Raw genomic sequence first — 20,688 nt, forward strand, 5'->3', positions numbered from 1 at the left:
CAGCAAAATAAGGTCATGCCCGTCCCCCGTCTTCACCCGCGCACGATCGAGGCCGTCAAGGAGCGTGCCGACATTGTTGATGTCGTTGGCGAACATGTGGTTCTAAAGAAAAAGGGCCGTGAATTCGTAGGGATCTGTCCGTTCCATGACGACAGCAAACCATCGATGACGGTCTCGCCAGCGAAGCAGTTTTATTACTGCTTCTCTTGTGGAGCTGGTGGAAACTCGATCAAGTTCCTGATGGAGTTTCAGCGCCAGAGTTTTGGTGATGTGGTGCTGGAGCTTGCTCGCAAGTATCAACTTCCTGTTGAAACGGTCGATGGTCCCCAGCAGGAACGACTACGTCAGCAGCTCTCTCGTCGAGACAAGCTTCATCGTGCGCTTGCATTGGCGGCCAGTTGGTTTCGTGGCCAGCTACGTACGCCAGTTGGCGCAAATGCGCTGAATTACCTCACTGAGAAGCGGGGCCTTAGTGAAGTCACCCTGGAATCCTTCGAGCTGGGCTATGCCCCTGAGCAATGGGATGGTTTACTCAAGCACCTCCAGCAGGTGGAAGGTTTGTCTGCTGAATTACTGGAAGCCGCCGGGCTTGTTGTGGCGCGCAAGGGTGGAGGAGGTTTTTACGATCGCTTTCGTCATCGTGTGATGGTGCCTATCCACGATCGCCAGGGACGGGTGATTGGTTTCGGCGGACGCAGTCTTGATGGCTCAGAGCCGAAGTACCTCAACTCTCCTGAGACAGACGTGTTCGAGAAAGGCAAGCATTTGTTTGGACTGGATCGGGCGGCAAATGCCATCCGTAAGGATGACCGGGCTGTGGTAGTCGAAGGATATTTCGATGTCATTGCATTGCATGCTGCAGGTGTCACCAATTCAGTGGCCTCCTTAGGCACTGCTTTGAGTAGTCAGCAGATCACCCAGATCTGCCGTTGCAGCGAAGGGAAGCGGATCGTGCTTAATTTTGATGCTGATGGAGCCGGTGTTCGTGCTGCGAACCGGGCCATTGGCGAAGTTGAGCAACTGGCTTTGCAGGGCCAGTTGGAATTACGAGTGCTTCATTTGCCTTCTGGCAAAGACCCCGATGAATTTCTCAAAGATCATGGTGCTGGCGATTACAGGGCTCTATTAGATCAGTCACCTCTTTGGCTTGATTGGCAGATTCAACAGGTTTTGGAGGGCCGTGATTTAAGTCAAGCGGATCAGTTCCAGCAGGCAGTGAGTGGCCTGGTTGCATTGCTCGGCAAGTTGCCCCAGTCGGCCGTACGGACCCACTACCTGCAACAGGTTGCCGAACGCTTAAGCGGTGGGCAGGGCCGGTTGGCCTTGCAGTTGGAGGAAGATCTGCGCCAGCAAGTGAAAGGGCAGCGCTGGCATGGCCGCTCAAGTCGCCATGAGCAACCTGGCGAGGCCAGTCAACGGGAGCGCAGCGAGGCGGAAATCCTGAGGTTATATCTCCATTGCTCAAATCATCGGGCTGCCATTCGCAGGGAGTTACGACAGCGAGAGCTGGAGGATTTTGCCTTACAACATCACCGTTTGCTTTGGGCGGCGATCACTGATTTGGAGGAAACCAATCTTGGTGCAGGACGTTTAGAGGCGATCAGTCGAGGAACTGACTCTGGTCATGATTTGGAGGATATTGAGTTACCACGGCTGCTTACCGATCAGTTGCTCCTGGAGAACAGTGCTCTAGTCGCTCGTCTTACCCCGTTATTAGAGCCTGGCGAGGTTCATTTGGCTGCTATGGCTAAACCACTGCTTCAGCTCCGGGGCACAGCAGCGGCTCTAGAACGCCAGAAATCCCTCAAGCGTTGTCGTCATCTTCTTGAGGCCTGGGGTGGTCAGCGTCTTGAAACTCTTGAGCGTTGTATTGCTGCTTTGATTGAAGAAGAGCGACAGCAACCTACTGAATCGGTCGATATGGAAATGCGTATCGAAGCAATGTTTGAGGAGCTCAACAGCGATGCGTTGCGTTTCCAGGAGCTTTATTACAGCGAACGCAAGCACATTGGTCACTTAGATCAGCAGCGTTGTGGTGGCTTCTCAGGCCAGGATGTCATTCCGGCTTAGGTCATCAGTCTGTTGATGCGCTTCACAAGCCAATCGGCGATATCAAGGAACTTGTTGTCGTGATTGACCATCACGATTCCTGCTTGCATCTTCTCGCTCATCCTTTCTAGCTTTTGAATGCACCGCTCAGCGAGGTTTTACCATCTACGTTTAAGTCCATTAGCAACAGCTGCGCAGCTCAGCGAATCCTTTGTAGGGCTGTCAGATAAGGCATCAAGTTGTGGAGCTTAAAGATGAAACTCACTTGTCATTCTAAGCAGATGGTTGTCTCTACGCAGGTGTGCTGAGGCCCTTTAACTGCACCATGGCTCTTTAAACTGATGATCTCTTCTTAAATTTAATGGCATGAGCTTCTACGAAGCGATTTGGCACGGTGAGGGAATTGGTGACGGAGGTGATTTAGAGGAGTCTCTCCAGGCTTATGTCGTGGTAAAACCTGAAGATGGCGACTGGACAGAAGCCTGTGCGAAGGACGGGGCGAATCCTCATGTGGATCACTACTCTTCCTTCGACGCTTATCTTGATAACGCCGATGCAATCGAGACGATTCCGGTAACCCCGGCGATGATTGCAGGAGCTGTTCAACAACTTTCCTCATGAGCGTTGTTTTAATCCGAAGGTTGCTGCGATTAGCCTCCGATGAGTGACTTCCCTATTGCCTTTGCTGGTTGCACGCCGGTGAATCATCTCTGGCCTCAGCTTGTTGAGCGGCTGGGAATGGATAAATCAAAACGCGCAGTGCTTCAGGCGCTTGATTTGCAGGGCATGCAAGGTCATGCTGAAACTTTGCCGGTGCTTTTGGTTGAAACTTGTGGGGTCGCCTTGGCTAGTACTGAACTGCTGCGTCATCAGACCGGCCTCGCTTGCCATGGTGAGCGCATGGTATTGCTGTTGAATCGTCGCGAAGAGGAGGTGCAGCTTCTACAGCAATTTTAAAATGCATGCACCCCCTAATGATCAAACAACAAAACCTCTCTTCTTCATTATATATCTGCAGACCAGTTATTCTGCCTTGAGATTATTTTAATGGCGTTCAGTCACCTTTGCAGACTTTGCGGTAAATCTGTTGAGATTACTGAAGCATTTGCCAAGAGTATTCGGCTGACGGGAGGGTCATCAATAATTTGTTCTACTTGCCTGGCTCATGAATCCACGCACTTGTTGCCTTCTAGGCCATCAGCCAGGTCCTCAGTTGTTCGCCTAATGACCAAGACTTTTTCCATAGTAACTTTTCTATTTATTCTCACTTCTTTCTTCTCTGCATGGCGCATTCTTTATGGATTGGAGATGTGGATGGAACCGAGCAAATCAAATCCAGCCCAATCCCCTAACTAATGAGATCTGTTGACATTCAATTCTAAGTTTCAGGCCAGCACCAACGGCACGTCATTAAGGCGAGTTGTGGCCGCGCGGCTGAGTTGATGACGACGCATGCTCCATCCTGGCTGCATGCCACAAACTACCCAACCCACGGTTCCGCTGCCGTAACGGTGATTGAGTCGGTCGATGGTGTTCATTAGTCGATCGCGGCGATGCTGCTCATCGGCATGAACTGCTACCAGCAGGTGTTGTTGCAGATGGTCTGCACTCTGTAGGTTTTGCATCAGCACCCCGGCTTTGTTTAAGCGGCAATGGGGCCGGTAGATTCGCTCTACTAGTGGCAGGGCTGCTGCTAGCAAGATTGCAGTGTCGTTGCTTGGCAGATCCAGTTGGATGGTAGCGGCTTGGCTGTAAAACGCTGGCGCAAATGGGCTGGTACGTGTGAATACGGTGAGGGTCCCGGCCCGTTGCTGTTGTCGTCGCAGTTTTTCACTGGCGCGCACCACGTAGGTTGCGATTGCCTGGCGTAATTCTTCTGGATTGGCGATTGGTCGGCTAAAACTGCGGCTAACGCAGGTTTCCTGTTTTGATGTTGGGGCTAGGGCTAGAGGAAGGCAGGCATGACCTTGTAATTCTCGTTGTAGGCGTATGCCTACAACGCCACAGCGGGCATGAAGTTTGCTACGTGGCATATCGCGCAATTGCCGGGCATTGGTTACGCCTCTAAGTCGGCACCAGTGGGCTAACTTGCGACCGATGCCCCATACATTTTCGATAGCGACGCTCTCGAGCCATGTATCTGGATCACTAGCGGTGAGCAGGTTGAAAACTCCAGCGTGAGCCGGTATGGCCTTGGCTAGGTGGTTGGCGAGTTTGGCCTGACCTTTACTGGCGCCAAGTCCGATTGCTATCGGTAGGCCCAGGTTGCGATGCACCTGGGCCCGTAGATGACGGGCCCAGGGCTTTAGGTTGTCATCAGAGGGACCATTGATATAAGCAAAGGCTTCATCAATGGAGTAGATCTCCAGCTCCTCACAATGGGCTTCCAGCAAGCTCATCAGTCGTTGGCTCATATCGCCGTAGAGGGCGTAGTTGGAGCTGCGCACGACAACGCCAAGTCGGTCCAATTTGTGACGGACCTTGAAATAGGGCGTGCCCATACTGATACCGAGAGCGCGCGCTTCGGAGCTGCGAGCAACAATGCAGCCATCGTTGTTGGAGAGCACGACCAGAGGACGACCGATTAGCGAGGCGTCAAGGCTTTGCTCACAGGAGGCATAGAAATTGTTGCCGTCGATCAGGGCCGTGACCCGAGACATGGCGCTGGAGGAAAGCGAGCGAAAGAATGTCTCATGCTAGTACAGACGCACTAGCTTCTGCCTGATAGCGAGATCGTGCTTTGCTGTGACAGCCAGTCGCAATGGTTGTCGTCGATGTGGCGAGGAGAATGTCAATGCAGACTGGCGACCAATCATCACTTTGATTGGCTGTTTGGCTGCATTGGTCTTGCATGTCTGCCTCAAGATTTCCACCGTCAAGCCTGTCGTTATGACCTAGAGACCTTTGCAATAGAGGATGCTGACTCAATGGCCGGCTAGAAGTAGCTGAATCCCTAACAATGTCTACAGATAAGTCGTCTATGACGTCTTAGCTGGATCTGGCCACATAGGTTGATTCCATGTTATGAGCAACCGCGTCGGTCGGGTCTTTTGTAAAACTAACAAGACAAAAAGATTTGCAATGGCACCAACTCTAAGCAAGCATCAGAAAGATATTATTCAGAGAGTCAATAAGGAAACCTTCTCTGAATGGCTATCGAGAGGAGATAGGCAAGAGATCAGAGAGTTGATGGAAGAAGTCTGGATCGAATGGCTTTGCAAGGAAGATGATCAGTTCCGTCATCGTTACTATGGGCTTCAATCACAGGGTGATTGCGAATGGCTCAATATCAGAGAAGAAATCTTAGCTGTGCATGGCCATATTGAGTCTCCAGAAGGAGCATCAGAGCTTCAACAAAAAGCTATTAAAGCCAATGGTATTAAGCACTTGCATGATTGGTTTGTATTTGTAGATGAATGTGTTCATGAGTATCTGGAAGATCTTGGCTGGGCAAGGGGGCCGGAGGAGAAATCCCTGGATTATTCCCACAGCTCTGTTTCTGCTTGGGTTTCCGATCAAGAGGCAAATGAACAACAAGAAAGGCGTCAATGGCTTGGTCAGTTAACCGACACGTTATGGGATTTCAAAGGCTCCTCTCATTGTTATTGGTCTGATCGCATCCTTGCCTTGCGCGATCTGGGTGAACAAAAGTCAGCCATTTGATGCACCAAACGTGCCTATCTCTATATACGATTTAAAGGCAATATCTTTAAAGATGAGCAACAACACTATTGCTATACTGGGCAGCCTGATTCATCGTCTTGCCTATTTTGAGCCTATTCATCTAGGCGTTGTGTTGAGTGGGATGTTTGCTGCGCAGGATTGAGGCTATGAATGGAATGCACTGCCACACCCCAGATTTGCACGTCACCGAAGCGAGCCAGATCCAGCGGTGGGTAATTGGAATGGGCGGCCTCTAGACGCAGTACGCCACGGTGGCGGACAAGTTGTTTGAGAGTGAAGGCACCATCAAGAATCGCCACCACGATGTGACCGGGGCGTGCATCTAGGCTGCGGTCGACAACTAAGAGGTCGCCATTGTGGATGCCAACACCTGTCATTGAGTGACCGCTAACACGCAGGAAGAAGGTGCTAGCTGGATGACGAATCAACTGTTCGTTGAGGTCGATGCCGATCTCGATATAGTCCTCAGCAGGGGAGGGGAAGCCTGCCGCCACGTGCTCACTCGCTAATGGCAGGATCTGCTGCTTCCGCTCGGAGAGCAAATGAAGAAGAGGCTCGCTGAACTCCATCGCAACATCGGCATCACCCTAATAGTACACCTGTTCCACTCAGAGCGGTTTTCTGATTTGGCTTGATAGGGGCGTGCCCCCAGGCGGTAGCAACCTCTTTACAAGATTGCTTGTGCTTGATCGAGCTGCTCTGTTGCACCTGCCAGCTTTTACGTTTTAAGCGCTGCCTAAGGAACCTTTCTCAAAGGGCTTGCGTTTTCACCTGAACAGTCGTCGGAAGGTGCTTGCTACCTGCATAAAAGACGAGAACAACAGTATCTTTTGGACCAAGACTTTTTCCGGTATGAACTGTATTCACTGTCTCAATCAGCGCAGCTCCCTGATTGAAAAGACGTGTCGTTCCATCTTGAAGAGTTAGCTGAAGCGTGCCTTGAAGGATTACTCCTGCACTGATGACTGGGTGGGTATGCAATGGCAGGGTAACTCCGGCTGGAATCGTGATACGCAGAACTGTGATCTCAGCATTGCTGGTTGGATAATGCGGGAGAAAATTTCCATCCCATTGCTTAGTGCTTTGCACAAGTGTTTCAATCTTAATACCAAGATCCTTGCTATATTTAGCATTTTCATGTGCATTTAAGGACGTTGATAACATGGTCGAAGTCGCAATAATTGCTAACGGTGCAAGTAATAGTTTTTGCATGATAATTTAATAAAAGGGTGAAGAGAGGGGACTAAATTCATAGTCTAGCCTGCTCTCTTCAATTAAATATCTTTAATATCATTAATTGACCAAAATAAGGAAAGGTATAGGTAAACATTAAGGCCATGATATTCCTCAGGACAGTGATCACTTATACCTCAGCCAAGACTCTTGGCATTCGGCAAACTGAGCTCTTTGCAATGATAGGCGTATAAAATATTGTTGATTTCAATCAACTGCGACGCATCTCTGCCTCGATCTCTTCTGTGCTGAAGTCTCTCTCTGGATGAGCAAGCTTCCAAGACTGAACAGCAAGAGAAATGCCCCATCCAAAAACAGGCCAAATGGGCCAGAAGTAGCCCATGCCAGTTAGCAACCAAATCACAATCAGAGCAAGGTTCACAGTGAAATAGGTCTGAACCTGCCTCTTCAATATCCTTTTCTTCCTGAGTTGTGATAAAGCTTTCTTGCGTAAAACTTCTTCGTCAGGCATATCAAAAAGACCTCAATTGATCGGTTGATGGACAATAAGCAGTTTAAAGGAAACTGTAAGCTTAGTCATCTCAAAGTAAATATTAGTGATATGAACTTGACCAGCATCCTATTTCAAGGTTCTCATATTAATTGATTAGCCAAGAAGTAACAGATGCGTAGGCTGGGAACTGATAAAGACTAGGAGGATGGTTGAATTTCATTCTGGAGAAAGTGTTGTGGCATATGTTGCTGAAGCAGGCTTACATTTGAGCATCTTCATTGCCATAACCTGATTTCCTTTTCAGTGTGCTCAAGCGTTATCGCATTAATCAAATGCAGCTGTTTTATCAGTGCTCGCAATTCAGATCTTCTGAATCATTAGCCCCTGTGGTATTTACCTCCTTGCAGGATGGTCTGGGCTCGGTAGAGCTGCTCCACAAGCAACAGGCGAGCAAGTTCATGGGGAAGCGTCATCGCAGACAAGCTGAGCTGCCATTGGGTTGAGTTTTTCAGCTCTGCTGATAGGCCATCAGCGCCACCAATCACAAAGGCAAGACGTTGAGAGCCATATTTTTCAAGGCGGTTAGCAAAGGACACTGAAGTGAGCGCTTCCCCTTCCTCGCTGAGAGGGACCAGCACTTCGTTGCTATTCAATGCGGCCAGGATCGCTTCTGCTTCTCGCGGCAGAGATGCATCACGAACCTCTGTGATCATGAGTCCTGGTAAGCGCTTTTGATACATAGCTAGTCCGTCTTGAATCCAGCCTTTGCGTACCTTGCCAACGGCGATAATTCTAAAGGCACAGTTTCTCAAGAACAACTGCAGCAAGATTCATCTCCATGATGCCCGCTTAGATGCACTGTTCAACAGATCCCCAGAAGAGAATTTTGCTTGAAGTCCTCCAGGCGGAATACCGCAGAGCGAAGCAACGCATAGAAGGCAGGCAATGGCGCGATCGATTAGTACAGGTCATAACAGCATCCAATGGTTTGCTAACACGTCAATATCGTCAACGGGGAGAAGGGTGAGACAGCTCTGGGTGCAGTGGCAGGAGCTCTATGCGAGGGAGTGGTCACAATGGTTGGCCTGGCCTTTATTTGCAATTGGGATCTGGGGGATGCTCGCCGGAGGCAGCACTGGCTGGTTTTTGCCTTTTTTTTTATTGTGGTGTGTCGCTTGTGATCACACAGTTCCTCCCTGGAGGAAATGGCGAAAAAAGCAACAGACAAAAAAGGAAAGGAAATAGACAGCCGCATCAAGCGTTCTCCATTCGCCAGTGGGTCATTCCCTGGAGTTAGAGATCTATAAGCAAGCTCACACTTGCGTTTGAGCCAGATCACCTCCAGAGCGAATGATCAGCGAGAAGCTAAATGCATCGAAGACAAACAACCTTCTCAGCCAGAGTAAATCAATGTCCATTGAACGCCACGAACAAGAATTAAGCCTTGATCAACTTGGAGACATCACTGCTGGCAGCCGTGTTGGCTTTGTTGTTAGACGTATTAGCACTCAAGGCAACGTTAGAAGGCCATATTGGCTTAGGCCAACTGGTATTGATGTCGGACCTGTAGCTACTCAACGACGTCGTTTTATTTAAATGAGACAACACTGGGCGGATGATTAAAACGACTACGAGAACAACTGCAGCGAAATAAGCTGGGGTTGTTCTGGCCTTGCAGTAGCAGTTAAAGATAAACCGAGTAATCAACTAACCTTGAAAAGTTGTATACTTGAAAACAATGCTTCGACCCTCTCCTGGCACTTAAAGATGCTACTTAAGAAGAAGACAAAGCTAAGAGCCGAGGGGCGATAGAGATCAAGCTCAAAGATATTGTTATCCGCAACAAATTAATTGTAGTGGTTAGTAAGTTTGTGACAAACATTCGACAGTGGTGATGTTCATGACAGTAATAGCAACTTTTTATCTTAAATTTCTATAAAAGGTGATAGTGATAGGCCTAAGTGATAGCGTGAATTGCTAGGATGCAATCCCTAGGCTTCAAACCTTTTACAGGTCGAGGTAGAGGCGCTCCAATCTATTGAAAAGTAAAAATCGACCTTATGACCGCTAACGGCAACAAGCAAGAGGACTTTCTTGATGAACACTTCAGCCTTAGTCAACAACAATTGATCTCATATAAGGTTTTTTGGGTTGATCGTTGGTTAAATTACTGTTGGGATGATGTTCAGGGAAGGATCGGTGGGCTTGACCTTCCTTCTATTGGCAGAGCCTATAAATCTCCCCCTCCAGCACAACTACTGCTTTTGTCGAATGGCCAAAAAATAGAACTTTTTGACCGGAATAAAGACTACCTCTTGAGGTCTATTCTTGAGGAGGGCAGAGAAGATGTTGGCGCTAGTGATTTCAATAGGCAGTGGCTTTCTGAAAACTCTAATAATAAGGAATTGGAATCGATTGCTAAGCAATGGGATGCTTTTCTAGAAGAAGAGTGTAATGACGGGATTGAAGCACAACAAAATGAGAGTATTAGACTAATCACATCCTCATTACCTGTAACAGTAAGAAATTTAGAATTTGCCAAGCAAGAAAGAGAACAACACTGGGATTGGGAAATAAGCAACGGATTGATCATGCTGACTTGTAGCGAAGATGATTTCAATAACACCATCAAGCCTTATTTGGATAGTGGTCAGGCAGACTACCTGGATTCTAATTCAGGTCCTTTATCTTAGGTTGATTTTACTGATCTGCAAAACTAACATAACAGCATTAGTATTTATCATGATATCAAGTCAATAACAAAGCAGCGATGAAACCACGAAGCATTATCTAAAGTGTAAAAGAGTGGTTAAAAGTGAAGATGATCATGCCAAAACAAGGAGTGGGCAAACGATTAATGGAATGGAATATGGCTTAAATATTTAATCGTAGCATTAGAATGAGCATTTTTAATGAACAAAACAGATCCCGAACGCTAAATCAGATAGAAATAAGATTCATGTTTATAGTGCCAAAACTTTTTGGTATCGAGTTGATCATGAGGCAGAACAAGAAACCATTAAATTAAAATTAGATTTTTCAAGTCATGGAAGGCTAGAGCTGTGTTAACAAGGCAGGCTGATATTATCTTTAAAGCTATTGAATATTGCCATTCGACAATGTTCTATAAGCCTTGATGTTAGCTTGCTAGACAATAAATGTTATGGCTATGAATAACATATGAACAATAGAAAAAACCTATCATTTACTATTTATCGCCAACCTTCTCATTCGGGGAATTTTGGTCTAGTCAAGGCTAGAGTAAGGCCACCAATCAATCCAAGATTCATAAATAGTGCTTTAGGCTGGAAGGGGAATGCGTGGAAGATGATTGTTGTAGGCACAAGAAAGATGAGTAATAGTGATGCTCCAAGTTTTTGACTCTTGCCAAATACAAGAAGTACTGAGCCAACAACAAGGCAGGCAATTGCTGCCAACAACAAGAAGGGTGCTAGTGTTGCTGGGACCCCTTGCCCTGAAATTGTTTCAACTACTGATGAGAACTTGGTAATCTTTGAAGGTACTGCGACAACAAAAACAGCGGATAAACAAAGCCTGCCGATGAAATCAACTGACTTCCATACATGTGGTTGATGCATTGTTCTGATTGGTTCTCTGCCAATTATCAACGAATGATGTTGTGCAGACCCAAATGGACTTGATTCCTTACCAAAATGGCATTGACAAAAGCAATCCTGATGGATTGATAGCTATCTGCAATGAAGATAAGCGAGTCCAAGCCTGAGGGCTCTACTGGTTTCGATCAGCCAAAGCGTTTGGTCATCAGAGCCAGCTAAAGCTTTGCTGAAGCACCCACTAGATCCATTGTCTGCTCGTGCCATGGTCTGATAGCAGCAATAGAGTTGAAAGGAGTATTCTCAGCAGAGCTATGCATAACCTACAGGCTGTCAAGAGGCACAGTACTGTCATGAATATGATCTTCATTGACTTGACCGTGAGACACTCAGGTGATTGCCTCTAAGTATTAGCCATGATCTCTGGGGCAAGCCTTGCTACGGCTGATTCATAGTCATTGCGTTACATCAAACCGCAATGCAGGATCATCCGTACCAATGGCGATCAAAGTGGATCGTGATGAACGAAGCTCACATCGAAAGCCAATCATTTAACGATGAATCAGCCCACTCCAACCCCTATTTCTGCAAAGGATCTGCATCGCTGGCTGAGCGACTCGTCCTCTCTACCAATCTGTGTGGATGTGAGAGAAGACCAGGAGCTGGAGTTAGCCCCATTCCCAGCCGATGTATTGCATTTGCCGCTGAGTCGATCTTCTGATTGGATGGAAACTCTGCCTCAACTATTACCAAATGACCGCCCTGTCGTCGTGATTTGCCATGCTGGCATACGCAGTTGGAACTTCGGGAGCTGGCTTTTAGAGCAGGATAATGGTTATCAGGTCTGGAATCTAGAAGGCGGAATCGACGCTTGGAGCATCAATGTCGACTCAAGCGTGCCCCGCTATTAAGCAAGGATTCAAAACACATGCAAAGCTCCAGATTGATCTAAAACTAAGCCGAGATTTATTCTAATGTAGAAATCAACTAAAGAATTGTCAGCTTGCTCGATCTGTTCTGAGGTTGAACAGTTAAAACTAGGCCTGATCACGAGACATAGTTTTGATGGTAGGTCAATAAAGACGCAAAAAAGGCCAATGGCTCTTCTCGAGAGCAGGGCAGCCATTAAATGCAGAAGTTGCTAGATAAGATCAGATCAAATGCTCGATCATGGCAGACATAATATTTTTGACCGAACAGAGAAATCTGCTTTGAGGAAGGAGTGCTTGATTGAGTGAGATTGAGGGCCTGAGAAAGAGCAGACCCGCTCACAAAGCCTGAAGCTGAAGAGATTACATGCATTATATGTTAATAATGAGTATGAAAAGATAGAAGCATCGTTATGCTTGCAATGTCACCAGAAATTGTTACAATCTTGCGTAAATTTTTGCTATTTACATGACACAATACCCTCCCAGGCTTCTAGCAATCTTAGAGGATAAGATCCTAGAGTGAGGTAGTTAAATCTCACCATTACGCAGCGACCTTGCTATTACAGAATAGAGTTCCAAATCGATCTATTGCATGATCTGATTGCCAAGCATTCCCACCAACGGCAAGAATTGCCCGCCTTTACAGATTGGTATCTCCACAGGCAAGTGTTGTTGCTTTGACGATGGAAGCAGCTGAAAGACTTAAAGAAACTAGAATTAGTCTTTATTCAACTTCTTGATCAAACTGCCGAAAAACTCTCTTTGGCCTGTGGTGAGTTCAAATTGTTTTTTTACCGGGTTTGATAAGGACATCCGCATTGATGGAATTGCTGTTACCGCTAAAACTGCAGCAAGAGCTACACGAAGCAATCCAGTGGAAACCAAAACAATCCAACCAGTGTTGTACTTCATCGGAAAGGGTTCAAATGATCAGAGTTAAAGGAAAGTCTCCAACCAAAGGTTCTGGAATTAACAATTCAGATCTAAACCCTTTTCTGCTCTAGCTCAACCCTTCAAATGAAGGAATCTATAGGTGAATGTTGCCTTCTCTCGCTAATGAAACCTTTACCTAAGCCCTCTTTGCAGATGCCCCTTGCATCGATCATTGTCTTAAGAAACCTATCCAGGCTAAGCACTTTCATCACGTGGTTTGATCAAGCCGGATTCAGTTCTAAGACGATCAAATCTCGTCTTCGTGTTCGAGAAGCAACTGCCCGAAAGCAACATAGAGACTTTCCTCTGTGCTGCCAGGCGTCAGCGGGGGTGTTTTGGCAACGGTCGTTTTACCTTTTCTGGCGGGGGAGGATCTGTCGAGGGGGTTCATTTCGCCTTGTTGTTGGCGAAGTCCTTCAGGCTGCTCCTGGATCTGTCGCTTTGCTTCAGCGTCCTTAAGGCGGGCCATCAAGTGGGGAGGAACTGTGCCATCAGGGCTCACCTGCATCAATTCCTGGAAGAGGGCCTGGGGATTGTCTTCGGTTTCGATGCGATGGCGACGTTTGCTTGCCCGAGGCTCTGCTTTACTTGAAGCATCTGGTGTTGGCAAGGGCCGGGGTAACTGGCGACCCAGTTCACGTAGACGATCAAGACTGCGGGGATCGAAACTCATCGGAGTGGTTGGCGTGGAGTATTTACCTGCAGCCCAGGCTGTCTGCAGTGTTGCGACCTGTGATCGGGTTGGTTCCCTCCGCCACCTCACACAGCGTTGTGAGCGCATCGCCTCGCAGGGGCACATTGGTGAAGTCGGCACCTGTAATGGTCACGTTTTTGAAGCGGGTGTTGAAGGCGAAGGCGTCCTCAAGCACTGCATTGGTGAGATCAGTCCCATCAAATATGGCGGAATCAAGTGTGGAGTCTCGCAAGTTGGTGTTGCTGAGGTTGGCATCGTGAAGCTTGGCTCCAAAAAGGGTGGATCCTTCTAGATCACTCCCAGATAGATTGGCCTCGCGCAGGTTGGCAAGATTAAATGTGTCGCCTCGCAGATCTTGGTTCGAGAAATCTGCATTGACCAACACCTGTTGGGAATGATTCATGATTGCCCAGCTTGGTTGCAGTGGCAATAGAAGTAGAAGGACAGCAGCAGCAAAGCCAAGTAGTCGGGCGAACATTGGGATAGGGGTTAAATAGTTAAACCATAGGTCTATAGGTAGAGGAATGATGGCTCATGAGAAAGAAGTTTGCTGAGCTACGCATCCGCATCCCCATGAACGCTCCTACGAGATCTATCAACATTTAGCCATGAATCCTCTAAGTAGATAATTTATCATGTTAATTGCAAAACAGTAAATTCTATAATCAATCTGAAAACTAAAAGACTGTTTAAAGATTTACTATTGTGATTATTGCCTACCTACTAATTTACGGGTTGGCTTCCACTCACTCGCAAAGACTGCAAGCGCTAGAATCACCAGAGAAAGATAGGCACTTGCTGAAAGCTTGTTCTGCAGGAAAACAACTCCTAGAAAAACTCCTACTAAAGGAACTAGATAGTTAACGAAGCCGGCAAATGAAGCTCCAGCAAGACCAACAAGACGAACATACAACACATAAACCAGACCTCCAGCAAAAGCACCCTGAGCAACCATTGCAAGCATGGCATTACTCTCTAGAGGATGGTGCGTTAAAGGTTGGCCAAGCAAAAGCAGTAGAGCACCTAGCTCGACGGCACCACAAAGAAGTATATCTCTTGCAATTTTTATCGGAGTACCCATCTCTGGCAGGGTTCTAATCAATACAAGACTAATCGAAAAGCTAAGTGCAGCGGTTAGAATTGCAGCACTTCCAAGTAGGCTATTACCTTGTTGAGACTGGCTAACCTGCGGCCATAGCAAGATAACAACACCTGCAAAACCGAGAGCAATACCAATAAACTTTCCTCTCGTAACTGGCTCACTGCGAACAAAAACAACAACTAAAATCAACGTAAAGATTGCTACGAGTGACATTAGGATCGCCGCAATAGCGCTGTTGACATGTTGCTGACCCCAGGCAACAAGGAAGAAAGGAAGAGTTGCTTCAAAGAAGCCAATCATAAGGATACGACGCCAATAACTAATCTTTGAAACCGTATTGTCGTGAGCTTCAGGCAAGATAAACAAGAATCCACTCAGTGTTAGGAATCCAATCGTCGCTCTAAGCCATGAAACTGCTTGAGGAGTAAAGACCTCTAGAGCAAGATCATTAAGTAAGAACTGAGATCCCCAGATTAGAGCAATCAAGACGAGAAGTACATATCGAGATCGAGATCCCTGAATTTGATTTGTCTGTCCCATCGTTTTATAGCTATATATTTTTTAATCCTACTGCCATAAGAGGCATCCTAGTTCATATGATTAAGGAAGCTTAGCTCAATCATCTGAGCATTATCAATTAGGTCATCTGAAAAAAATTCCTTATTAGCCAAAGCTTGTAATAACAACAAGCATAAGAATACCGTTATTCAACTCATCTTGTTTACAAATTTAGCATTGACGTTCATTCATGCTGCTTTGCATTAGGACTTTACTCTGCACTGCTGCCAGCAAAATTCCTCAATCGCTTCAATTTAAAATACCCAAGTGGAGATAACTCTTCAAATACAAGTCGTTCAATAAATTCACTGAAAAATGTTCTTCTTCAAATAGTCTAAAAACTGCAATTCTATCAAACAAGGCAATCGCCCGGCGAATCAAAAAGTGTATTGAATAGATTTTGAATGCAGCACAATCTATACCTTATCAGCAATAAAAACTACTGGTTTTGCCTATCTTATTGGGTTTAGCTTTAAAGTAATGAATCTACCTATCACTTTAATAAGAAATGATTGGGGCATCATTCTCTTAAACTTTTCGCGTTGAATTCATACATGCTGCTTTGTGTGTTGGTACAGCATCGATGCATGGGTGGAATTCTCATGTGAATGCAGCAGCAAATGATGGATTCAACCGGGAAGGGGTGTTGGGGCGAAGAGCGGGTGTTACGCCTCCTACAAAGACACGGATGGCAGTTGGTGAGCCAACGTTGGTCATGTCGCTATGGCGAGTTAGATCTTGTGCTTGAGAAGCAGCAACGGCTGCTGGTTGTGGAAGTGAAGTCTCGTCGTTGTCGTGGATTAGATCATTGGGGATTGTGTGCCTTTAACAAGGGAAAGCAGCTGAGATTGAAGCGTGCGATTGGATGTTGGCTGGCAACTCATCCTTACTTCGCTGAACACAGCTTGGAGTTGGTGTTGGCGTTGGTGCCCTTACCGCCGAGTCAAAACACACTCGATTGGACTCGAATTGACGACCTTGACATTGATGCTGCTGATTAAAGCAACTCAATTCTTCAACTCTTGAAGACAGATTGCTGACAGTTCCTTAACTATTTGCTAGGCGGATAAAATGCATCATAAAACTGGATCAGGCTGTTGTCTGTTTATTGCCAAGTTTTTCATGATTCCTGAGAATGCCTTGGTCATACTTTTAAGCTGATCTGGATAATATTCTGTATTAAAGTCACTTTAGGCGCTTGCCATGAAATCATACTAAATGACTTCTTGAGAAAGGACAGCTGATGTCTGATGCTACTAGCCATGAGATAGATCATTTCATGAAAGGTCTGATGAAGAGAAATCCTGGAGAGCCTGAGTTTCATCAAGCCGTCCATGAAGTTGTTGAAACTCTAATTCCTTTTATTCTTTCCAACCGTGTTTACAAAGATGCACAGATTCTGGAGCGGATGACGGAACCTGACCGCGTCGTTATCTTCAGAGTCTGCTGGGAAGATGATTCAGGCAATATCCGCACAAATCGAGCATGGCGTGTACAGTTTAATAATTCCATTGGCCCTTATAAAGGTGGAATACGTTTCCATCCCAATGTCACCTTGAGTGTACTGAAATTTTTAGGTTTTGAACAGACCTTTAAAAACAGTCTTACTGGTCTGCCGATGGGTGGAGGGAAGGGTGGATCTAACTTTAATCCTAAAGGTAAAAGTGACCGGGAGATAATGCGATTTTGTCAATCTCTGATGATTGAACTTCATAGACATATTGGTGAAGACACAGATGTACCTGCTGGTGATATCGGAGTCGGTTCTCGTGAAATTAGTTATATGTTCGGTCAGTACAAGCGCCTTGAAAATCGGTTTAGTGGAATCTTGACTGGCAAGGGGCTGTCATTCGGTGGAAGTCTTGTTCGTACTGAAGCGACGGGTTACGGATGTGCTTATTTCTGTGAAAATATGCTCAATCATATAGAGGACTCCCTCGTTGACAAAATATGTTCCATCTCCGGTTCTGGAAACGTAGCCCTCTACGCAGTTGAAAAGGCCATTGAACTAGGAGCCAAAGTTGTTACTCTTTCTGACTCAGATGGTTTTGTACACGTCCCAAACGGCATTAATCTCGAGATGCTTGCGTTTGTCAAGGAGCTAAAGACTGTTCGCCGTGGGCGAATCCATGAATTTGCTAACCACTACAAAGGCGTTGATTTTTACGCAGGAAAGCGCCCATGGAATGTTCCCTGTGATATTGCCTTCCCTTGTGCTACTCAAAATGAGATTAACCGTGCAGATTCACAGGAACTGATCAACAATGGTGTTAAAGCAGTTGTTGAAGGTGCGAACATGCCAACCAATCTTGACGGCATTCATGAATTTCGTCATGCAAAAGTAATACTTGCTCCTGCCAAGGCTGCAAATGCTGGTGGTGTCGCAGTCTCTGGCCTTGAGCAGAGTCAGAATGCATTGCGTCTATCTTGGAGTCGTGAAGAGGTCGATCAACGCTTAAAGTCAATCATGTTGGAAATTCACTCCAAATGTGTTCAGCATAGTCATAAATTCGAAGACTACACTGATTACATTACAGGAGCCAATATTGCCGGATTTACGAAAGTTGCTAATGCAATGCTGGCTTATGGAATTGTTTGATTTTATATCAGTGAATACATATGATTATGTTCGGCTGAGGTCGAATCAAAAGGGACAAGCAAAGTTTCATGATTTTTACACTCTGTGTATCGGGTTGATGATAATAGAACTTTAATAATCTCTCTTTTTTATTGTGCCTGTATAGATTGCAAAAAACCAATAAAAATATAGATTTCCTTGAAGTCGTTATTAGATGTGACCGTCAATATCGAAACACACTCGATTGGATTCGAATTGACGACTTTGACATTGATGCTGCTAATTAAAGCAACTCAGTGGATCAACAGGGTTGTGTTGATTTTTTAGCTTGAATCAGAATTGGACGGTAAAACCAGCAGAAGCTCTCCAATCGATGTTTCGGTTGGATGAATCCCAGATTTCAACGCCACCACGTGCATAGATCTTGAATCATGTGGAGGCAATGTTGTTAGTGGTGTAATCGAGCCCGGATTCCAAAAGCACGCCATTTTGATCGTCTTGGTGGGATGAGCAGGAAAGGGTGTTGTCGGTCTATAGATGAAGCCAATTGTTTGAGCTGAGTTGTTTTGATGCCAATCAAGAATCCATGCAGTGCGCAGACTTGGAACAATCAGGGATCTATCGCCGCTTTTGATTGGAACAGCGAGTTTGACTCCGAGTTTTGTCTGCAGCTTTTTTTGATCTTCAATCAATTGCGCCGCCCTCTATACCGATTGGTGCAAAGTTAAGGGATGGCCTTTTCCGGACATCACGCTCGCAAGCGCTTTGCTCAACACTGGCTAATCGATGCCGCTGTGTTGACTCAGATTCTCGATGCAGCTGATGTTCAACCAGATGATCGTCTGCTGGAGGTAGGCCCTGGTCGTGGAGCACTCACTGAAAGGTTGCTGGCCTCTTCTGCCTCTGCTGTTCATGCTGTTGAACTTGATCGCGATCTGGTCTCTGGGTTGAGGCAGCGTTTTGCAGATCAAGCCCGCTTCAGCTTGCAAGAAGGTGATGTGTTGTCTGTTCCATTGACTCTTGCTGATGGCCGTGCTGCGACCAAAGTGGTGGCCAATATTCCCTATAACATCACCGGTCCTCTGCTTGAGCGTCTTCTCGGTCGCTTGGATCGACCTGTTGATCATCCCTATCAACGCCTTGTGCTTCTTTTGCAAAAGGAAGTCGCTCAACGGATTCGTGCCTTGCCCGGGCAGAGCTGTTTTAGTGCTCTAAGCGTGCGCCTGCAGTTGCTCGCTCGTTGCACAACTGTTTGCCCAGTGCCGCCGCGCTCTTTTAAACCGCCGCCGAAAGTTCATTCTGAGGTCATCTTGATTGAACCTCTTGCTCCTGAACAGCGCCTTGAGCCACTGCTCGCCAAACGTGTTGAGTCTTTGCTGCGTCAGGCTTTTTTGGCCAGGCGCAAGATGCTGCGCAACACTCTTGCCAAGGTTCTTCCTGCTGCTGAACTGAATGCTCTTGCTGATGATCTTGGCATCAGCCTTCAGCAACGCCCCCAAGAACTGTCCCCTGCCACTTGGGTGGAATTGGCGAGGGGTTTGAATCGGGCGGATCTAGTAGACCCTGAGCCATGAGCATATCTAACCCTTCAGCTGCTTCAGGGCATCTGGTTAGCGTCTCGGCGCCAGCCAAGATCAATCTCCATCTTGAGGTGCTTGGCCTGAGGTCTGATGGTTTTCATGAGCTAGCGATGGTGATGCAGAGCATCGAACTCGCTGATCAACTTCATTTCCGCAATACGGCTGATGGCAGCATCAGCCTTCGCTGCGATGATTCCAGCCTCAGCACTGCTGGCGACAATTTGATCGTGCGAGCTGCGCATTTATTACGCGAGCGCTCAGGGTTCTCTGACCTTGGTGCCGCGATTGAATTGCAAAAACGCATCCCAATTGGAGCTGGTCTTGCGGGCGGCTCAAGTGATGGTGCAGCAACACTGGTGGGGTTAAACGGTCTCTGGAATCTCAATTTTTCTCAGCGTCAACTTGAAGGTTTTGCGGCTGAGCTTGGCTCCGACATGCCCTTTTGCCTGGCAGGTGGAAGCCAATTGTGTTTCGGCCGTGGGGAAAGGTTGGAATCGCTACAAGCGATGAAAGCATCAATGGCCGTGGTGTTAGTGAAGGATCCATCAGTGAGCGTTTCAACCCCCTGGGCTTATGGACGCTGTAAGGAACTTTTCAGTAGTCGTTATCTTTCAAAGGAATCTGATTTTGAGCAACGTCGTCAGCAGCTCAGAGAATCTTCTTGGCTGAATCCTTTACGGGCTGATGATCCGCCACCTCTGCGCAACGACCTTCAGGAGGTGGTTGCACCCGAAGTTTCGGCTGTGCAAACCACATTGAAGTTGCTCACTGATTTGCCTGGTTCTCTTGCAGTATCGATGAGTGGATCTGGTCCAAGCTGTTTTGCCCTTTTTGCTGACGTTGCTTCAGCTCAGGCTGCACTTCAGCTCCAACAGCCTGCCTTCGCCGCAGCTGGTTTAAGCAGTTGGTGCTGCGCGTTCCGCTCTGAAGGCATCAAACTGGAAGCATGAGCGATTCCAAAAACAGCTCTTTCGAGAAGGCAGATGCAGAGTCATCCAACACATTGGCAGAGACGCCTGCGACACCACGTAAGGGCCCGCTCAGTTTTCTTTCTGGGGCGATCACCAGTGGACTTTTTGCCTGGCTTTGCCTGATTTTGAGCCAGAAGACAGTGACTTATTTCGCTCTTCATTCGCCTAATTACAGCTCTGCGATTGCCCAAAGCATTGCTTCGGGGTTTAAAACCCTGATCATCGGCATGTGCTTTCTAGCCACATTCAGCTTTGCCTTCATTGGTTTTGGACTAACCCTTGTGTTTATTCGCAGTTTGTTTGCTGGCAAGGAGCCAGATGCTGCCTAGCTTTTGTGGGTTGACA

General features: G+C 46.8%; 25 protein-coding genes. 14 read left to right on the plus strand and 11 right to left on the minus strand.

All coding sequences use genetic code 11. From position 1 onward, the window contains the following. The first annotated feature begins 15 nt into the window (after positions 1-15). The 3 genes from dnaG to SIB74_RS05600 all read left to right on the plus strand — a co-directional run bounded on the left by dnaG (position 16) and on the right by SIB74_RS05600 (position 3,006). Positions 16-2,070, plus strand: coding sequence for a DNA primase (gene dnaG, locus SIB74_RS05590; protein WP_063395843.1), 2,055 nt, complete (start codon positions 16-18; stop codon positions 2,068-2,070). 345 nt (positions 2,071-2,415) lie between these two features. Next, a complete protein-coding gene (locus SIB74_RS05595; RefSeq protein WP_036915281.1) occupies positions 2,416-2,670 on the plus strand; it encodes a hypothetical protein in 255 nt (84 codons plus the stop codon). A gap of 39 nt (positions 2,671-2,709) precedes the next feature. Beyond that, on the plus strand, positions 2,710-3,006 hold the full coding sequence (locus SIB74_RS05600) for a hypothetical protein (protein WP_011826228.1): 297 nt from the start codon (positions 2,710-2,712) through the stop codon (positions 3,004-3,006). A 428-nt stretch (positions 3,007-3,434) separates the two neighbouring features. Here SIB74_RS05600 and SIB74_RS05605 read toward each other — a convergent pair whose 3' ends face one another. Further along, positions 3,435-4,709, minus strand: a complete 1,275-nt coding sequence (locus SIB74_RS05605) for a Y-family DNA polymerase (protein ID WP_063395842.1) — start codon at positions 4,707-4,709, stop codon at positions 3,435-3,437. An 85-nt stretch (positions 4,710-4,794) separates the two neighbouring features. Here SIB74_RS05605 and SIB74_RS05610 point away from each other — a divergent pair, with 85 nt between their 5' ends. Together SIB74_RS05610 and SIB74_RS05615 are read left to right on the plus strand one after the other, a co-directional pair. Next, positions 4,795-4,947: a hypothetical protein gene (locus SIB74_RS05610; RefSeq protein WP_413681795.1), complete on the plus strand. Its 153-nt coding sequence runs from the start codon at positions 4,795-4,797 to the stop codon at positions 4,945-4,947. A gap of 126 nt (positions 4,948-5,073) precedes the next feature. Continuing rightward, the gene (locus tag SIB74_RS05615) at positions 5,074-5,712 is read left to right on the plus strand and encodes a hypothetical protein (protein WP_063395841.1); all 639 of its coding nucleotides are present in this window, start codon (positions 5,074-5,076) and stop codon (positions 5,710-5,712) included. A 113-nt stretch (positions 5,713-5,825) separates the two neighbouring features. Here SIB74_RS05615 and SIB74_RS05620 read toward each other — a convergent pair whose 3' ends face one another. From SIB74_RS05620 to SIB74_RS05635, 4 genes are all read right to left on the minus strand, one after another. Continuing rightward, positions 5,826-6,302: a LexA family protein gene (locus SIB74_RS05620; protein ID WP_063395840.1), complete on the minus strand. Its 477-nt coding sequence runs from the start codon at positions 6,300-6,302 to the stop codon at positions 5,826-5,828. 181 nt (positions 6,303-6,483) lie between these two features. After that, positions 6,484-6,945 (minus strand): cupin domain-containing protein, encoded by a 462-nt coding sequence (locus SIB74_RS05625; RefSeq protein WP_063395839.1) that lies wholly within the window; start codon positions 6,943-6,945, stop codon positions 6,484-6,486. A gap of 232 nt (positions 6,946-7,177) precedes the next feature. Beyond that, positions 7,178-7,438 carry a 2TM domain-containing protein gene (locus tag SIB74_RS05630; RefSeq protein WP_063395838.1) on the minus strand — a complete coding sequence of 87 codons (261 nt, stop codon included), beginning with the start codon at positions 7,436-7,438 and terminating at the stop codon, positions 7,178-7,180. Positions 7,439-7,797: 359 nt separating this feature from the next. After that, on the minus strand, positions 7,798-8,247 hold the full coding sequence (locus SIB74_RS05635; RefSeq protein ID WP_197459761.1) for a 23S rRNA (pseudouridine(1915)-N(3))-methyltransferase RlmH: 450 nt from the start codon (positions 8,245-8,247) through the stop codon (positions 7,798-7,800). 26 nt (positions 8,248-8,273) lie between these two features. Here SIB74_RS05635 and SIB74_RS05640 point away from each other — a divergent pair, with 26 nt between their 5' ends. The 3 genes from SIB74_RS05640 to SIB74_RS05650 all read left to right on the plus strand — a co-directional run bounded on the left by SIB74_RS05640 (position 8,274) and on the right by SIB74_RS05650 (position 10,113). Next, the gene (locus tag SIB74_RS05640) at positions 8,274-8,447 is read left to right on the plus strand and encodes a hypothetical protein (protein ID WP_156486112.1); all 174 of its coding nucleotides are present in this window, start codon (positions 8,274-8,276) and stop codon (positions 8,445-8,447) included. Positions 8,448-8,830: 383 nt separating this feature from the next. After that, entirely contained in the window at positions 8,831-9,016 is a 186-nt protein-coding gene (locus SIB74_RS05645) for a hypothetical protein (RefSeq protein ID WP_063395837.1), read from the plus strand. A gap of 464 nt (positions 9,017-9,480) precedes the next feature. Beyond that, complete coding sequence (locus tag SIB74_RS05650) at positions 9,481-10,113, plus strand: hypothetical protein (protein ID WP_063395836.1); 633 nt, start codon at positions 9,481-9,483, stop codon at positions 10,111-10,113. A 534-nt stretch (positions 10,114-10,647) separates the two neighbouring features. On the opposite strand, the gene SIB74_RS05655 is transcribed toward SIB74_RS05650, so the two are convergent. Continuing rightward, positions 10,648-11,019 (minus strand): DoxX family protein, encoded by a 372-nt coding sequence (locus tag SIB74_RS05655; protein ID WP_063395835.1) that lies wholly within the window; start codon positions 11,017-11,019, stop codon positions 10,648-10,650. A gap of 533 nt (positions 11,020-11,552) precedes the next feature. On the opposite strand from SIB74_RS05655, the gene SIB74_RS05660 reads away from it, so the two are divergent. After that, positions 11,553-11,906 carry a rhodanese-like domain-containing protein gene (locus SIB74_RS05660; RefSeq protein WP_063395834.1) on the plus strand — a complete coding sequence of 118 codons (354 nt, stop codon included), beginning with the start codon at positions 11,553-11,555 and terminating at the stop codon, positions 11,904-11,906. Between the two features lie 738 nt (positions 11,907-12,644). On the opposite strand, the gene SIB74_RS05665 is transcribed toward SIB74_RS05660, so the two are convergent. From SIB74_RS05665 to SIB74_RS05680, 4 genes are all read right to left on the minus strand, one after another. After that, positions 12,645-12,839 (minus strand): hypothetical protein, encoded by a 195-nt coding sequence (locus SIB74_RS05665; RefSeq protein ID WP_063395833.1) that lies wholly within the window; start codon positions 12,837-12,839, stop codon positions 12,645-12,647. 268 nt (positions 12,840-13,107) lie between these two features. Then, entirely contained in the window at positions 13,108-13,533 is a 426-nt protein-coding gene (locus SIB74_RS05670; protein WP_063395832.1) for a hypothetical protein, read from the minus strand. A gap of 22 nt (positions 13,534-13,555) precedes the next feature. Next, positions 13,556-14,032 (minus strand): pentapeptide repeat-containing protein, encoded by a 477-nt coding sequence (locus SIB74_RS05675; protein ID WP_063395831.1) that lies wholly within the window; start codon positions 14,030-14,032, stop codon positions 13,556-13,558. Between the two features lie 231 nt (positions 14,033-14,263). Next, positions 14,264-15,196 carry a DMT family transporter gene (locus tag SIB74_RS05680; protein WP_063395830.1) on the minus strand — a complete coding sequence of 311 codons (933 nt, stop codon included), beginning with the start codon at positions 15,194-15,196 and terminating at the stop codon, positions 14,264-14,266. A gap of 638 nt (positions 15,197-15,834) precedes the next feature. Between SIB74_RS05680 and SIB74_RS05685 the strand changes: the two genes are divergently transcribed. Continuing rightward, complete coding sequence (locus SIB74_RS05685) at positions 15,835-16,215, plus strand: YraN family protein (protein WP_063396003.1); 381 nt, start codon at positions 15,835-15,837, stop codon at positions 16,213-16,215. A gap of 242 nt (positions 16,216-16,457) precedes the next feature. Continuing rightward, complete coding sequence (gene gdhA, locus SIB74_RS05690; RefSeq protein ID WP_063395829.1) at positions 16,458-17,813, plus strand: NADP-specific glutamate dehydrogenase; 1,356 nt, start codon at positions 16,458-16,460, stop codon at positions 17,811-17,813. A 302-nt stretch (positions 17,814-18,115) separates the two neighbouring features. Here gdhA and SIB74_RS05695 read toward each other — a convergent pair whose 3' ends face one another. Then, on the minus strand, positions 18,116-18,484 hold the full coding sequence (locus SIB74_RS05695) for a hypothetical protein (RefSeq protein WP_063395828.1): 369 nt from the start codon (positions 18,482-18,484) through the stop codon (positions 18,116-18,118). 39 nt (positions 18,485-18,523) lie between these two features. On the opposite strand from SIB74_RS05695, the gene rsmA reads away from it, so the two are divergent. Genes rsmA through SIB74_RS05710 form a run of 3 tightly spaced genes read left to right on the plus strand, consistent with a single transcriptional unit; the run spans position 18,524 to position 20,672 of the window. Next, positions 18,524-19,366: a 16S rRNA (adenine(1518)-N(6)/adenine(1519)-N(6))-dimethyltransferase RsmA gene (gene rsmA / locus SIB74_RS05700; RefSeq protein WP_063395827.1), complete on the plus strand. Its 843-nt coding sequence runs from the start codon at positions 18,524-18,526 to the stop codon at positions 19,364-19,366. Continuing rightward, positions 19,363-20,322 carry a 4-(cytidine 5'-diphospho)-2-C-methyl-D-erythritol kinase gene (gene ispE, locus SIB74_RS05705; protein ID WP_063395826.1) on the plus strand — a complete coding sequence of 320 codons (960 nt, stop codon included), beginning with the start codon at positions 19,363-19,365 and terminating at the stop codon, positions 20,320-20,322. The genes rsmA and ispE overlap by 4 nt, the downstream gene beginning before the upstream one ends. Then, positions 20,319-20,672: a DUF3082 domain-containing protein gene (locus SIB74_RS05710; protein WP_011129998.1), complete on the plus strand. Its 354-nt coding sequence runs from the start codon at positions 20,319-20,321 to the stop codon at positions 20,670-20,672. The genes ispE and SIB74_RS05710 overlap by 4 nt, the downstream gene beginning before the upstream one ends. Positions 20,673-20,688: the final 16 nt, after the last annotated feature.

The sequence above is a fragment of the Prochlorococcus sp. MIT 1306 genome (genome assembly GCF_047304515.1).
Classification (GTDB): Bacteria; Cyanobacteriota; Cyanobacteriia; order PCC-6307; family Cyanobiaceae; genus Prochlorococcus; species Prochlorococcus marinus_D.